The sequence below is a fragment of the Clavibacter lycopersici genome (assembly GCF_003576405.1).
Taxonomy (GTDB): Bacteria; Actinomycetota; Actinomycetes; order Actinomycetales; family Microbacteriaceae; genus Clavibacter; species Clavibacter lycopersici.
On record NZ_QWGT01000053.1, the window covers coordinates 1 to 13,782 of the forward strand.

14 protein-coding genes are annotated in these 13,782 nt (G+C 72.7%); 8 read left to right on the top strand and 6 right to left on the bottom strand.

Features of this window, described 5'->3' with window-relative positions:
• From DZG00_RS05575 to DZG00_RS05600, 6 genes are all read left to right on the top strand, one after another.
• On the top strand, positions 1-375 hold a 375-nt coding region (locus DZG00_RS05575; RefSeq protein WP_147359931.1), incomplete at its 5' end, for a CHAD domain-containing protein.
• Between the two features lie 23 nt (positions 376-398).
• On the top strand, positions 399-2,033 hold the full coding sequence (locus DZG00_RS05580) for a carboxylesterase/lipase family protein (protein WP_233548859.1): 1,635 nt from the start codon (positions 399-401) through the stop codon (positions 2,031-2,033).
• 118 nt (positions 2,034-2,151) lie between these two features.
• Complete coding sequence (locus DZG00_RS05585; protein ID WP_119381418.1) at positions 2,152-3,333, top strand: inorganic phosphate transporter; 1,182 nt, start codon at positions 2,152-2,154, stop codon at positions 3,331-3,333.
• Positions 3,330-3,581 carry a hypothetical protein gene (locus DZG00_RS05590; RefSeq protein WP_119381419.1) on the top strand — a complete coding sequence of 84 codons (252 nt, stop codon included), beginning with the start codon at positions 3,330-3,332 and terminating at the stop codon, positions 3,579-3,581. Before DZG00_RS05585 ends, DZG00_RS05590 begins: the two co-directional genes overlap by 4 nt.
• A gap of 121 nt (positions 3,582-3,702) precedes the next feature.
• Entirely contained in the window at positions 3,703-5,178 is a 1,476-nt protein-coding gene (locus DZG00_RS05595; protein ID WP_119381420.1) for an NCS2 family permease, read from the top strand.
• A 96-nt stretch (positions 5,179-5,274) separates the two neighbouring features.
• Positions 5,275-6,552 carry an Nramp family divalent metal transporter gene (locus tag DZG00_RS05600; RefSeq protein ID WP_119381421.1) on the top strand — a complete coding sequence of 426 codons (1,278 nt, stop codon included), beginning with the start codon at positions 5,275-5,277 and terminating at the stop codon, positions 6,550-6,552.
• Positions 6,553-6,586: 34 nt separating this feature from the next.
• Here DZG00_RS05600 and DZG00_RS05605 read toward each other — a convergent pair whose 3' ends face one another.
• Positions 6,587-7,087: a GtrA family protein gene (locus tag DZG00_RS05605; RefSeq protein WP_119381422.1), complete on the bottom strand. Its 501-nt coding sequence runs from the start codon at positions 7,085-7,087 to the stop codon at positions 6,587-6,589.
• Positions 7,088-7,275: 188 nt separating this feature from the next.
• On the opposite strand from DZG00_RS05605, the gene DZG00_RS05610 reads away from it, so the two are divergent.
• Entirely contained in the window at positions 7,276-8,022 is a 747-nt protein-coding gene (locus tag DZG00_RS05610) for a polyprenol monophosphomannose synthase (protein WP_119381423.1), read from the top strand.
• A gap of 16 nt (positions 8,023-8,038) precedes the next feature.
• On the opposite strand, the gene DZG00_RS05615 is transcribed toward DZG00_RS05610, so the two are convergent.
• Positions 8,039-8,890: a DUF429 domain-containing protein gene (locus DZG00_RS05615; RefSeq protein WP_119381424.1), complete on the bottom strand. Its 852-nt coding sequence runs from the start codon at positions 8,888-8,890 to the stop codon at positions 8,039-8,041.
• Between the two features lie 104 nt (positions 8,891-8,994).
• On the opposite strand from DZG00_RS05615, the gene DZG00_RS05620 reads away from it, so the two are divergent.
• Entirely contained in the window at positions 8,995-10,512 is a 1,518-nt protein-coding gene (locus DZG00_RS05620) for an aspartate ammonia-lyase (RefSeq protein ID WP_119381425.1), read from the top strand.
• Positions 10,513-10,592: 80 nt separating this feature from the next.
• Here the strand turns inward: DZG00_RS05620 and DZG00_RS05625 are convergent, their stop codons facing one another.
• The 4 genes from DZG00_RS05625 to ligD form a co-directional block, all read right to left on the bottom strand.
• Positions 10,593-11,606 carry a hypothetical protein gene (locus tag DZG00_RS05625; protein WP_119381426.1) on the bottom strand — a complete coding sequence of 338 codons (1,014 nt, stop codon included), beginning with the start codon at positions 11,604-11,606 and terminating at the stop codon, positions 10,593-10,595.
• Between the two features lie 43 nt (positions 11,607-11,649).
• A complete protein-coding gene (locus DZG00_RS17130) occupies positions 11,650-11,787 on the bottom strand; it encodes a hypothetical protein (protein WP_199688896.1) in 138 nt (45 codons plus the stop codon).
• A 43-nt stretch (positions 11,788-11,830) separates the two neighbouring features.
• Positions 11,831-12,709 carry a fumarylacetoacetate hydrolase family protein gene (locus tag DZG00_RS05630; RefSeq protein WP_119381427.1) on the bottom strand — a complete coding sequence of 293 codons (879 nt, stop codon included), beginning with the start codon at positions 12,707-12,709 and terminating at the stop codon, positions 11,831-11,833.
• A gap of 89 nt (positions 12,710-12,798) precedes the next feature.
• The coding region (ligD, locus tag DZG00_RS05635) for a non-homologous end-joining DNA ligase (RefSeq protein ID WP_199689794.1) at positions 12,799-13,782 on the bottom strand (984 nt) is incomplete at its 5' end.

The window sequence follows — 13,782 nt, forward strand, 5'->3', positions numbered from 1 at the left end:
CGGGCCGCGGTCGCGCAGGAGGCCGTCGGCGAGGCCGCGCGCACCGAGGCGCTGCACGAGGTCCGCAAGGCCGCGAAGCGCCTCCGCTACGCCGCGGAGGAGGTCAGCGGGCGCACCGTGCCGGTCCTCGGACGGAAGACGATGCGGCTCGCGACCGCGGCCGAGGAGGTGCACGACGAGCTCGGCGAGCACCGCGACGGCATCGCCATGCAGCGCCTCCTCCGCGAGGAGGCCAAGCGCCTCGCGGCCCGCGGCGAGGACGCCTTCGCGCTCGGCGTGCTGCACGAGGCCGAGCGGCTGCGCACCGAGTCCGCCCTCTGGCGCGCGCAGCGGGCCCTCGAGCGCCTGCTCGCGACCGCCGTCCCGGGAGCGTGAGGGCGGACCGTAAACTCGACCGGGTGACCCCCCACGCCGACGTTCCCTCCCCGGCGTACGACCCGTCCGAGCTCGACGTCCGCGTCACGGGCGGCACCGTCCGCGGTGTGCGCGAGCGGGGGATCGAGGCCTGGCGCGGCATCCCGTACGCCGCCCCGCCCCGCGGCGACCTGCGCTTCCGGGCGCCGCAGCCCGTCGTCGGATGGGAGGGCGCGCGGTTCGCGCAGCACTTCGGCCGGGTCGCGCCGCAGGTCAGCGCGGGCGCGTTCATGGGCGCGCCGCAGGGCACGCCGATGGGGGAGGACTGCCTCACCGTCAACGTCATCGCGCCGTCCGGGCTCAGCCCCGACGCCGCGCGCGTGAACCGCGAGTCGCAGCTGCGGCCCGTGATGGTCTTCATCCACGGCGGCGCCTACGTCGTCGGATCCTCGCGCGAGGACCCCGTGCAGGGCGAGGGCCTCGTGCGCCAGGGCGGCGTCGTCTACGTCAGCTTCAACTACCGGCTGGGCGCCCTCGGCTACCTCGACTTCAGCCGCTACTCCACTCCCGAGCGCCCCATCGAGTCGAACCTCGGCCTCCGCGACCAGGTGGCGGCGCTCCGCTGGGTGCACGAGAACATCCGCGCGTTCGGCGGGGATCCCGACAACGTCACGGTCTTCGGCGAGTCCGCGGGCGGCAACGCGGTCACGACCCTCATGGCCGTCCCCGCGGCGCACGGCCTGTTCGCCCGCGCCATCGCGCAGAGCTCGCCGACGAACGCCGTCTACCCCGCGGAGCAGACGGCGCGATGGGCCGAGCAGTTCGTGGGCCTCCTCGCGGACCGCGCGGGCCGCGCGCCCGACGACGCCGAGGCCGTGCGGCTGCTCACCACCGCGAGCGCGTCCACGCTGGCCGCGGCGGCGAACGAGCTGATGGTGCGGACGCCCGACCAGGAGCCGGGCACCATCACCTTCAGCCCCGTCATCGACGGCGACGTGCTGCCCGAGCGCCCGCTCGACGCGTTCAAGCACGGCCGCGCGGCCCGGGTGCCGCTCATCATCGGCACCAACGAGCGCGAGGGATCCCTGTTCACCGGCCGCCTCGACATCCTCGCGACCACGCCGCCGCGCATCGATGCCGTGTTCGCGAAGACCGACGAGGCGCACCGCGCGGAGCTGGCTGCGCTCTACCCCGGCCTCCCGAAGCGCCGCGCCGCCCTCGACTTCGGCGGCGACTACGCGTTCTGGTTCCCGTCGATCAAGGTCGCCGAGCGCCACGCCCGCTACGCGCCCGTGCACTTCTACCGCTTCGACATCGCGCCGCGCCTCGTGCGCCTCATGGGCCTCGACGCCACGCACGGCCTCGAGCTCTTCGCCCTCTTCGACCGGATGGACACCATGCTCGGCCGCGGCATGACCCTCCTCGGCGGCCGTCGCGCGTTCGTCGCAGCGGGGGAGCGGATGCGCATCGCCTGGCTCCGCTTCGCGCAGGACGGCACGGTCGACGAGTCGTGGCCGGCCTACGTGGGAGGCGACGACGAGGCGCCCGGCACGGTCCCGTCCGCCGCGGGACCGTCGCGGGATCGCGCCACGCTCGTCTTCGACGTGGTCGACCGCGTCGAGCACGACCCGCACGCCGACCGCCGCGTCGCGTGGCGCGACTTCGTCCCGCACATCTGAGCCCCCGCGCCCGGCGCGAGATGTTCACCGGATCGACATCCGCCGGACGCCCGTTCGAGCTGCCCGTGTGCAGGCCGTTAGGATCGACGACTGTGACATCCGCTCGAGGGATCCGGTAGTGGATCTCACCCTCATCGTCGTCCTGGTCATCGCCCTGGCGCTGTTCTTCGACTTCACCAACGGCTTCCACGACACGGCGAACGCGATGGCCACCCCCATCGCGACGGGTGCGCTGAAGCCGCGGGTGGCCGTCGCCATCGCCGCGGTCCTCAACCTCGTGGGCGCGTTCCTCAGCACCGAGGTCGCGAAGACCGTCTCCGGCGGCATCATCCGCGAGGGCGACGGCGGCGTGCAGATCACGCCCAGCATGATCTTCGCGGGCCTCATGGGCGCCATCGTCTGGAACCTCGTCACCTGGCTCCGCGGCCTGCCGTCGAGCTCGAGCCACGCGCTGTTCGGCGGCCTCATCGGCGCGGCCGTCGTCGGCGCGGGCCTCGGGTCGGTCGACTTCGGCGTGGTGCTCTCGAAGGTGATCCTCCCGGCGCTCCTCGCCCCCGTGATCGCCGGCCTCATCGCGTACACGACCACCAAGCTCGCCTACTCGATCACGCGCCGCTCGAGCGGGCCGAACGAGCGCGGCGGCTTCCGCTACGGCCAGATCTTCACGTCGTCGCTCGTGGCCCTCGCGCACGGCACCAACGACGCGCAGAAGACCATGGGCATCATCACCCTCACGCTCATCGCGGGCGGCTTCCAGGCGGCGGGCTCCGGCCCCGAGTTCTGGGTCATCGCGGTGTGCGCCGTCGCCATCGCGCTCGGCACCTACATGGGCGGCTGGCGGATCATCCGCACGATGGGATCCGGCCTCACCGAGGTCAAGCCCGCGCAGGGCTTCAGCGCCGAGGCCTCGACCGCGGCCACGATCCTCGCGTCCAGCCACCTCGGCTTCGCGCTCTCGACCACGCAGGTCGCGTCCGGATCCGTCATCGGCTCGGGCCTCGGGCGCCGCGGCGCGTCCGTGCGCTGGAACACGGTCGGCAAGATCGCGCTCGGCTGGCTGCTGACGCTGCCGTCGGCCGCCATCGTGGGCGCGGTCGCCGCGCTCATCGCGAGCACCGGCACGGTCGGCTTCGTCATCGACGCGGTCGTCGGCGTGGCCGTCATCGTCTGGATCTTCTGGCGCTCGCGCCGGAACGCCGTGCACGCGAGCAACGCCATCGTCGAGGTCGACGCCGCCGGATTCGCGGTGCGCGGACGCAAGGCCACCAAGGCCGCCCGGAAGGCCAGGGAGGCCGCATGATCGACTGGAGCGCGTTCCTCGTCGTCGCCGTGGCGGCCCTCGTGGGCGCCGTCGTCGTGGTGTCCCTCTTCTCCCTCGGGGTGCGGCTGCTGGCCGTGGGCACCGAGTACGACGACGAGGGCGACAAGGTCTCGGTCACCGGGATCCGCCCGCAGGCCGCGACCGTGGGCGGCTACGTCTGCTTCGCCCTCAGCGGCATGGCCGTGCTCTACGGCGTCTACCTCATCGTCCCCGCCCTGCACTCCTGACCGCGGTCGCGCGGATCCGCGGCTGGTGCCCGGCGCTCGCCCGCCCCTAGGCTCGACCCCGTCCCGACAAGGTCGTCGGCTCCTCTCCCTCCCGTCGCCCGACCCCTCGCGGAAGAAGCCCATGACCGAAGCGCGCACGTCGTCCCCCGCCCCCGAGACCCGCGGAGAGCGCGGCGCGCTCGACCGGTTCTTCGAGATCACGAAGCGCGGATCCACGTACGCGCGGGAGATCCGCGGCGGCGTCCTCACCTTCGTGACGATGGCGTACATCGTGGTGCTCAACCCGCTGATCCTCGGCGGCTTCAGCCAGGACGCGGCCACGCTCGACGTGGAGGGCAACTGGCTGCAGGCGTCGCAGGTCGGCGCCGCGACGGCCCTCACCGCGGGCGTCATGACGATCCTGTTCGGCCTCGTCGCGCGCCTCCCGTTCGCGTTCGCGGCGGGCCTCGGCATCAACTCGTTCCTCGCGGTCAGCGTGGTCGGCGAGGTCACCTGGCCCGAGGCGATGGGCCTCGTGGTCATCAACGGCCTCGTGATCGTGCTGCTCGCCACCACCGGCCTCCGCACGCTGATCTTCCGGGCCGTCCCGCGCGAGCTCAAGACCGCCATCACGGTGGGCATCGGCCTCTTCATCGCGTTCATCGGCTTCGTCGACTCCGGCTTCGTGCGCGGCACGGGCGTGCCGGCGTCGCCGCTCGCGCTCGGGATCGACGGTTCCATCGCGTCGCTGCCGACCGTGGTCTTCATCCTCGGCCTCGTGATCATGGGCGTGCTCATGGCCCGCCGGGTGCCCGGCGCGCTCCTCATCGGCATCGTCGCGACCACGCTCATCGCGATCGTCGTGGAGCAGGTCTTCCGCATCGGCCCGTCGAACACCTCGGGCGCCACCGGCTGGAACCTCAACGCGCCCGTGCTGCCCGGCACCCCGGTCGCGCTTCCCGACCTCGGCCTGGTCGGAGCCTTCGACTTCGGCGCGTTCGGCCGCATCGGGATCATCTCGGCCCTCATGCTCGTCTTCACGCTGGTCTTCACGAACTTCTTCGACGCCATGGGCACCATGACGGGCCTCGCCAAGGCGGCCGACCTCTCCGACGAGCGCGGCGACTTCCCCCGCCTCAAGGGCGCGCTGGTCGTCGAGGGCTTCGGCGCGGTCGCGGGCGGCGCCACGTCGAGCTCGTCGAACACGGTCTTCATCGAGTCCGCCTCCGGCATCGGCGAGGGCGCCCGCACGGGCCTCGCGTCGCTCGTCACGGGCGTGCTGTTCCTGCTCGCGATGTTCTTCACGCCGCTCACGCAGGTCGTGCCGCTCGAGGTCGCGGCCGCCGCGCTCGTCATCGTCGGCACGCTGATGGCGTCGCAGATCCGCGACATCGTGTGGACCGACTTCTCGGTCGCGCTGCCCGTGTTCCTCACGGTGCTCGTCATGCCGCTCACCTACTCGATCGCGAACGGCATCGGCGTCGGGTTCCTCTCCTGGGTGCTCGTCCGCTCGTTCTCGGGTCGCGTGCGCGAGGTGTCGCCGCTGCTCTGGGTCGTCTCCGCCGGCTTCCTGATCTTCTTCGCGCGCGGGCCCATCGAGCAGCTGCTGGGCGTCTGATCTGCGGGCGTCGCGCGGCCGTCGACGGTCGCGCGGCGCCCAGCCCTGCGTAAGGTGGGTCGGGACCCCCATCCGATGACGCACGGGAGCCTGCACATGACCGACCTCGACAGCCGCGGCGACGTCCGCGAACCCCAGGAGTCGGCCAAGCGCTGGCGCATCGTCGGCCCCGGCCTCGTGGTGGCCGCCACCGGCATCGGGGCGGGCGACCTCGTCGCGACCCTGGTGGCCGGATCCCGCTTCGGCTACGCGCTGCTGTGGGCCGCGGTCCTCGGCGTCATCATCAAGATCTTCCTGGTGGAGGGCGCCGGCCGGTACTCGCTCGCCACGGGCAGGACGATCTTCGAGGGCTGGCGCACGGTCGGCCGGTGGACCACGTGGTACTTCGGTCCGTACATCCTCATCTGGGGCCTCGTCTACGGCGCCGCGGCGATGAGCTCGTCGGCCCTGCCGCTCGCGGCGCTCTTCCCGGGCGTAGACCTCAAGGTGTTCGCCATCGGATGCGGCCTCGTCGGCGCGATCGTGGTCTGGTTCGGGCGCTACTCGGCGTTCGAGCGGATCATCGCCGTCTTCGTCGGGCTCATGTTCGTGACCGTCGTGGGCGCCGCGATCGTCACCGTGCCGAACGTCCCCGCGCTCCTCACGGGCCTCGTGCCGACGATCCCCGAGGGCGGCCTCGTCGTCGCCCTCAGCATCGCGGGGGGCGTCGGCGGCACCATCACGCTCGCCGCCTACGGCTACTGGCTGCGCGAGAAGGGCTGGGTGGCGCCCGGCTGGATGAAGGTCATGCGCATCGACAACTCGGTCGCCTACGTGATGAGCGGCGTCTTCGTGCTCTCCATGCTCGTGGTCGGCGCGGAGCTGCTGTACTCCGCCGACATCGCGCTGGCCGACGGCGAGGGCGGCCTGGTCCAGCTCGCCGACGTGCTGGGCGAGCGCTACGGCGCCTTCATGACCTGGTTCTTCCTGCTCGGCTTCTTCGCCACGTCGTTCTCCTCGATCCTCGGCGTCTGGAACGGCGTCTCGCTCATGTTCGCCGACTTCCTCGGGACCGTCCGCGGCCTCGACGTCGAGGACCCGCGCCGTCGCCTCGGCGGCAGCTACTACAAGGGGTTCATCCTCTGGCTGACCGTGCCGCCCGTGGCGCTGCTGTTCCTCGACCAGCCGATCGGCCTGATCATCGCGTACGGCGTGCTCGGCGCCCTGTTCATGCCGTTCCTGGCGATCACGCTGCTCGTGCTGCTCAACACGGACCGCACGCCGCGCGCCTGGCGGAACCGCCCGCTCAGCAACACGGTGATGGGCCTCTCGGCGCTGCTGTTCGTGGTGCTCGGTGTGCAGCAGCTCGTGACGGAGATCGGGAAGCTGCTCTAGGGGATCGCGCGGGCGGGCTCGGCGCGCGCATCGGTCAGTCGGCGGAGGCGGACGCGCGGACGGCGGGAGCGTCGTCGGTGTCCAATCCCGCCGGCGCCTTGAACACCACGAGCCGGTACAGCGTGAAGTTCCACACGAGGCCGATGAGCACCGCGGTGGCCTTCGCGATGTTGATCTCGAGGAACTCCTGCTCCGCGCTCGTGCCGAACATCAGCAGCGAGCGGCCGAACGTCGTGTCGAAGCCGCGCTCGAAGAGCCAGATGACGCCGCTCTGCAGGAGCAGCGAGCTGAAGCCCGTGACCGCGAAGAAGCGGAGGAAGCGCCCGAGCGTGACGGGTTCGCCGTGCCGGAACACGAAGAAGTGGTTGAGGAAGTAGGAGATGGTGATGCCGACCGTGACCGAGACCAGGTTCGCGGCGAGCACGGGCATGCGGGCGCCGAGGATCAGCAGGTTGAGCAGCACGAAGTCGAGGCCCGTGTTGAGGAGCCCGGCGATGAGGAAGCGGACGCGGCGGTCGGCGAGGAGTCTGGTCACGCTGATCCTCCCGGGCGGTCGCCGGTCGGTTCGGCGGTGCGCGCGGCGTCTGGGCGCCGAGCCGGAAGAAGTGTAACAAGCCGATAACGGGCGGCGGCCCTCCCGCGCGGTCGGATCGGCGGTCGCTGGCTAGACTCGACGAGGCCCGGATCCGGGTCATCCCCCGATTCGGAGACGGAACCACCAGCTTGAGCAGTCTCACGATCGTGATCCCCACCTACGAGGAGGCGCGGAACGTCGGGGAGCTGCTGCCCCGCCTCGCGACCATGGCGGCGGAGAACCCCGACTTCACGATCACCGCGATGATCGTGGACGACTCGTCGCCCGACGGCACGGCAGACCTCGCCCGGTCGCTCGCGCCGAGCGTGGAGACCGGCACCTTCCGCGTGCGCGTCGAGACCCGCGCGGAGAAGGCCGGCCTCGGCGCCGCGTACATCTGGGCCTTCGAGAAGCTCCTCGGGGCCGACCAGCCGCCCACGCACATCCTGCAGATGGACGCCGACCTCTCGCACGACCCCTCCTACATCACCGAGATGCTGCGTCGCGTGCGCGGCGGCGCCGACCTCGTGGTCGCGTCGCGCTACATCCGCGGCGGGGCGACGCCCGACTGGGACTTCAAGCGCCGGTTCCTCAGCGTGGGCGGCAACCTCTACACGCGCCTGTTCCTCGGCTCGCGGATCACCGACTACACGGGCGGCTTCAACCTGTACGAGACCGGGCTGCTGCGCCGGATCACGCCGTCCACCATCACGACGACGGGCTACGGCTTCCAGATCGAGATGAAGCAGCGCGCGCTGAAGCACGCGAAGCGGCCGACCGAGGTGGCGATCGTGTTCATGGACCGCACCGAGGGCGAGTCGAAGATCCCGAGCGACACGCTCGTGAAGAACCTGCTCCTCGTGCTCCAGCTGCGCTTCGGGCTGCGCCGGGGCTGACCCGCGACCCTCGCGCTCACACCTCGGGTGCGAAGAGCGGATCCCCGGGCGCGCGCTGGTGGGCCCTCGCCGGCGCGATGATCGTGCCGCGGCGCCCGCGCTCGTCGAGCACCGGATCCGCGGCGCCCAGCACCTGCGAGCGCTGGGCGCCGTGCCGCGCCCAGTACGCGGCGGTCCACGCGCAGATCAGGCCGTCGAGCAGGTCCTCGAGGTGCTTGTGCTGCCGCTCGACGATCGCGGGGCCGTCGGCGACGAGGGCGGCCGCGCGCGGGTGCGTCGTCACGTCGAGCGGGGGATCGGCGTGCGCCAGCCCCGCGACCGCCTCCAGCACCAGGCGGAACTCGGCGGCCCGGTGCGGCCGGCGGTCCGCCGTCGCGAGCAGCGGCGCGAGGCGCTTGTACCGCGGCTTGGGTCCGGCGAAGCCGAGCTCGGGCGCGCCGACGAGCGTCGTGTAGGGGTAGCACTCGAGCATCGTGCGGGCGTCGGGGTCGCGGACGTCGCCGGATCCGTCGTCGTACTCCCAGCCGGCGTCCTCCAGCCTCCGCCGCAGCGCGACCGCGCCCTGCGCCGGGCGGCCCGCGTTCGACGGGTAGGCGGAGATCCCGAGGAGGCCGTAGCGGGACGCGACCTCCTTCTCGGCGAGCCGGCTGCCCGTGGCGTTCGCGACGACGAGCGGCCCGTCGACCGCGGCGACCGCTCCTGGCCCCTCCCAGCGGGCGACCCAGTCGACGACCGCGTCGATCCCGCGGGCCGTCGTGAGGTCGAGCACGCGGCCCGACGCGTCGATGCAGGCGAGCCCCGTCTCGCGGGCCTGGCGGGTCGCCGAGCCCTCCGCCCAGGCGAGGTCGATGCCGAGGAAGCGGCGCATCCGACGAGCCTATCCGGGCCGCCGCCGGGCCTCGGGCGGGGACGGGGCCGCTAGTAGGGTCGAGGGATCCTCATGCCACGAGCGACGAGACGATGGAGCCTCCCATGACACCAGTGAGCCCGAACGACGACCGCATCCCGACCCCGGACGGCCACCCCGTCCGGACCGAGACCGACAGCCTGGGGAGCCTCGACGTCCCCGCCGACGCCTACTGGGGGATCCACACGGCGCGCGCGCTCGAGAACTTCCCCATCAGCCTGCGGCCCTTGAGCGTCTACCCGGAGTTCGTCGTCGCGCTCGCGCAGGTGAAGCAGGCCGCGGCCCGCGCCAACGTGCAGATCGGCGTGCTGGACGCGCGGAAGGCGAAGCAGATCGACGAGGTCTGCTCCGAGATCATCCAGGGGCGCCTGCACGACCAGTTCGTGGTCGGCGTGATCCAGGGCGGCGCCGGCACGAGCACCAACATGAACACCAACGAGGTCATCGCGAACCGCGCCCTCGAGAGGGCCGGCCATGCGCTCGGCGACTACCGGCACATGCACCCGCTCGACGACGTGAACCGCAGCCAGTCGACCAACGACACGTACCCGACCGCGCTCAAGGTCGCGCTCATCCACTCGCTGCTGCAGACGCTCGACGAGCTGGAGCTGCTGCGGAAGGCGTTCCTCGCGAAGGGCGCGCAGTTCTCGCAGGTGCTCAAGGTGGGGCGCACGCAGCTGCAGGACGCCGTGCCCATGACGCTCGGCCAGGAGTTCCACGGCTTCGCCACCACGCTCGGCGAGGACCACGCCCGGCTCGGCGAGCTCGTGCCCCTGCTGTCGGAGATCAACCTCGGGGCGACGGCGATCGGCACGGGCATCACGGCGGATCCGAACTACGCGGCGGCCGTGCGCGGGCACCTCAGCGCCATCACGGGCTACACGCTCGTGACCGCGAGCGACCTCATCGAGGCGACGAGCGACGCGGGCGTGTTCATGACGCTCTCCTCGACGCTCAAGCGCGCCGCCATCAAGCTGTCGAAGATCTGCAACGACCTGCGTCTGCTGTCGTCGGGGCCGCAGGCGGGGCTCGGCGAGATCAACCTCCCGCCCCGGCAGGCGGGGTCGAGCATCATGCCCGGCAAGGTCAACCCGGTGATCCCCGAGGTCGTCAACCAGGTCGCGTTCTCCATCGCGGGCGCCGACGTCACCGTGACCATGGCGGCCGAGGGCGGGCAGCTCCAGCTCAACGCGTTCGAGCCGGTCATCGCGCACTCGCTGCTGCAGTCGCTCAGCTGGCTGCGGAACGCGGCGAAGACGCTGCGGGTGAACTGCATCGACGGGATCACGGCCAACACGGAGCGGCTCGCGGCGCAGGTGGAGTCGTCGGTCGGCGTCGTCACGGCGCTCACGCCGTACATCGGCTACGCGGCGTCCTCGAGCCTCGCGAAGACGGCGCTGATGACGAGCGCGTCGATCCCGGACCTCGTGGTCGAGGCGGGGCTCATGACGCGGACGCAGGTGGAGAAGATCCTCGCGCCCGACCGCCTCTCGGGCCTCGAGCCCGTGACGGCCGCCATGTCGGTGATCACGCCGGAGATGCTCGCGGCGCACGCGGCCGAGGAGGGCGGTCAGACCGACTGACCCGTCCCGGTACGAGGACAGCGCGCCGCGGCCCGAGGGCTGCGGCGCGCTGTCTGTCGTCGATGCGGGGTGCGCGCGGCTCAGGCGTCCGGGTCGGTGGACGTGCGGGCCGGGGTGGTGCCGGAGGCGTCGTCGGCGGGCGCGGCGTGCGCCGGCTCCTCGCGGTGCACGGAACCGGCGATGTCGCCCGGCGTCGGCACGTGCGGGGCGTCGGCCGGCTTCGGGGTCGCCGTGGCCTTCGGCGCGGCCTTCTTCGCAGCGGCCTTCGGCTTCGCGGGTGCGGGTGCGGTGTTCGTGGTCTCGGCGGCCGGCTGCTCGTCCGCGTCCGACGGCTCGCCGAGGTCGTCGGGGCCGAGCGTGTCGAGGTCCTCGTCCGCGTCGTCGTCGGTGCCGTCGGCGGAGGCGTCCTGCTCGCCCGCGCGGGCGGCGCCGTCCTCGGGGATCGCGACGGGCCCGGTCTCCTCCTCGTCGTCGAAGGAGGCGAGCGCCTCGTCGCGGGCCTCGGCCGCGGTGAAGACGGCGCGTCGGCCGGCCTCCTCGCCGCGCTCGCGCAGGTCCTCGGCCGTGGCCTGGACGCGCGTGCGCGCCTCCTCGGCCGTCTCGACGACGCGGTCGCGCACGTCCTCCGCGGTCTCGGCGACGCGGTGGCCGACCTCGGTGGCCTGCTGGCCGACGCGGTCGACGACGTGCTTGGTCTGGTCGGCGGTGCGGGTGCCGAGGTCCTTGGCGGTGCCGCCGACGCGGCCCGCGATGTCCTGCGTGGTGGTGCCGACGCGGCCCGCGACGTCCTGCGTGGTGGTGCCGATCCGCTCTCCCACGGTGTGCGCCGTTCGGCCGACCGCGACCGCGGCGCCCTGGATCGCGTGGCCCACGAAGTCCGCGACCTCGCGGGCGGTCTCGACCGTGCGCTCGACGACGACCGGGCCCTTCTCGTCGAGCACGGACTGCGCCTCGCGGACGCCGCGCTGGACGGGCTCGCTCGACCAGACGGTGCGCGAGGTGCGGGCGATCCCCTCGTAGCGCTTGCGCCCGGCGCGCGCTCCGAGGACGTAGCCGGTGCCGATGCCGGCGAGGAAGAGGAGTCGGTTGATCATGCGTCGAGCCTAGACGCGGGGGACGTGCGTCGGCCGGGAGCGGCTACGCGTCCTCCTCGGCCTTCCGGCCGGTGGCGTCGTGCAGCTCGTCCGTCTCGGGATCCACGGCGTCGGGCGCCGAGACGTCGGCATCCTCCGGGATGGAGTGGTCGTGGATCGGGTCCTGCTGCTGGTCGGTCATGCGATCGAGCCTACGCGCGGGGCCGGCGGCCGCCCGGGTCGCCTCAGAGGATGCGCGTGTGCGTCGTGAGCGATCCGATGCCCTCGACCGAGACCGTGACCGTGCTGCCGTCCTTCAGGAAGATCTGCGGGTCGCGCGAGTAGCCGGCGCCGCTCGTCGTGCCCGTGGAGATGAGCGTGCCCGGCAGCAGCGTGGAGGAGGTGGAGAGGTACGAGACGAGGCGGGCGACCGTGCGGACCATGCCGCTCGTGCGGCCGTCCTGCACCGTCTCGCCGTCGAGCACCGTGGTGATGCGGAGGTCCTGCGGATCCGGCACCTCGTCGCGCGTGACGACGACGGGACCCGTGGGGGAGAAGCCGTCGAAGCTCTTGCAGCGGCTCCACTGCTGCTCCGAGAACTGCAGGTTGCGCGCCGTGATGTCGTTGACGACCGTGTAGCCGAACACGTGGTCGAGCGCGTCCTCCTCGGACACGTCGCGGGCGGCGCGGCCGATGATCACGCCGAGCTCGACCTCGTAGTCGACCTCCTCGCTGAGCGAGCGCGGCCAGCTCGTGGTGCCCTCGTGGCCCGAGAGCGAGTTGGGCCAGAGCGCGAAGACGGTGGGGGCGGAGGCGCTCGTGATGTTGAGCTCCTCGGCGTGCGCGGAGTAGTTGAGGCCCACGGCGTAGACGGCCGGCGGGCGGAGCACCGCGGAGGCGTGCGTGAGGCCGTCGACCGGAGTGGTGCTGGTGCGGCTGGCGACGGCGCGCTCGACGGTGGCGCGGACGCGGGCCATCTCGTCGTCGCCGCGCTCGATCAGGTCCTGCAGGTCGCGCGGGGAGTCGTCGAGCACCTCGTCGAGGAAGAGCGCCTCGCCCTCGGAGACGATCGCGGCCAGTCGGGGGGTCACGCCGTCGTCGGCGAGCAGGTGGGCGAACTTCATGCCACGAGCGTATCGGGCGGGCGCGCCCGGGCGCCGTTGCGGTCATAACGTGCATGGGAAGGCCCGCCTCACCTCCGGGCGTGCGCCGGTCAGCCCTCGCGCACGACCTCGTCGGGCGACTTGTCGTGCCGCCAGCCGCGCCACGAGGCCTGGCGGAGGCGGCCCGTCGCGGTCCACTCGGCGAACTCGACCTCGCCGACGAGACGCGGCGTGATCCAGTGCGCATCGCGGGCGTCGGCCGCGGGCACGTCCGCGAACGGGCTCGTCTTCCGGGCCAGAGGACGGAACCGGCGCATGGCGTCGGCGAGGTCGCGCTCGCTGAAGCCCGTGCCCACGCGGCCCGCGTACTCGAGGCCGTCGGGGCCGGGGACGCCGACGAGCAGGGAGCCGATGCCGGATGCGCGGCTGCCGGATCCGGGACGCCAGCCGCCGACCACGACCTCCTGCGCCCGGTGGTGCTTGATCTTCACCCACGCGCTCGACCGGCGGCCGGACTCGTAGGGCGCGTCGACGCGCTTCGCGACGACGCCCTCGAGGCCGAGCTCGCGGCTGGTGGCGAGCGCCCCGTCGAGGTCGCCGTCGAAGGCGGGCGGGACCTGGATCCGGCCGCGGCCCGGCGACCGGACGGCGTCGAGGAGGGCGGCACGGCGCTCCCGGTACGGCTGGTCGACGAGCACGCGGTCGCCGATCGCGAGCGCGTCGAAGAGCATGAGGTGCACGGGCGCGGCCTTCCGGGCGCGCGCGACGTCCTTCTCGGCGGTGAGGCCGAGGCGCGTCTGCAGGAGGCCGAAGTCGGGGCGGCCGCCGGATCCGAGCACGACGATCTCGCCGTCGAGCACCGCGTCGTCCACGTCCAGCGCGTCGGGCAGCTCGGCGAGCTCGGGGAACGCCGGCGTGAGGTCGACGCCGTTGCGGCTCGTGATGGTGGCCCGGCCGTCGGCGACGACCGCGATCGCGCGGTAGCCGTCCCACTTCATCTCGACGGCCCACTCCTCGTCCGGGTCGAGGCCGGCGCCGGTCGCGGCGGTCGCGAGCATGGGCGCGGGGGCGGATGCGGCGCCGCCGCGCCGCCT

Excerpts from the sequence above, each read along its gene's own strand:
- DZG00_RS05590 (WP_119381419.1), top strand. The coding sequence starts at position 3,330 with ATGATCGACTGGAGCGCGTTCCTCGTCGTCGCCGTGGCGGCCCTCGTG.
- DZG00_RS05595 (WP_119381420.1), top strand. The coding sequence starts at position 3,703 with ATGACCGAAGCGCGCACGTCGTCCCCCGCCCCCGAGACCCGCGGAGAG.
- DZG00_RS05600 (WP_119381421.1), top strand. The coding sequence starts at position 5,275 with ATGACCGACCTCGACAGCCGCGGCGACGTCCGCGAACCCCAGGAGTCG.
- DZG00_RS05615 (WP_119381424.1), bottom strand. The coding sequence starts at position 8,890 with ATGCGCCGCTTCCTCGGCATCGACCTCGCCTGGGCGGAGGGCTCGGCG.
- DZG00_RS05620 (WP_119381425.1), top strand. The coding sequence starts at position 8,995 with ATGACACCAGTGAGCCCGAACGACGACCGCATCCCGACCCCGGACGGC.
- DZG00_RS05625 (WP_119381426.1), bottom strand. The coding sequence starts at position 11,606 with ATGATCAACCGACTCCTCTTCCTCGCCGGCATCGGCACCGGCTACGTC.
- DZG00_RS17130 (WP_199688896.1), bottom strand. The coding sequence starts at position 11,787 with ATGACCGACCAGCAGCAGGACCCGATCCACGACCACTCCATCCCGGAG.
- DZG00_RS05630 (WP_119381427.1), bottom strand. The coding sequence starts at position 12,709 with ATGAAGTTCGCCCACCTGCTCGCCGACGACGGCGTGACCCCCCGACTG.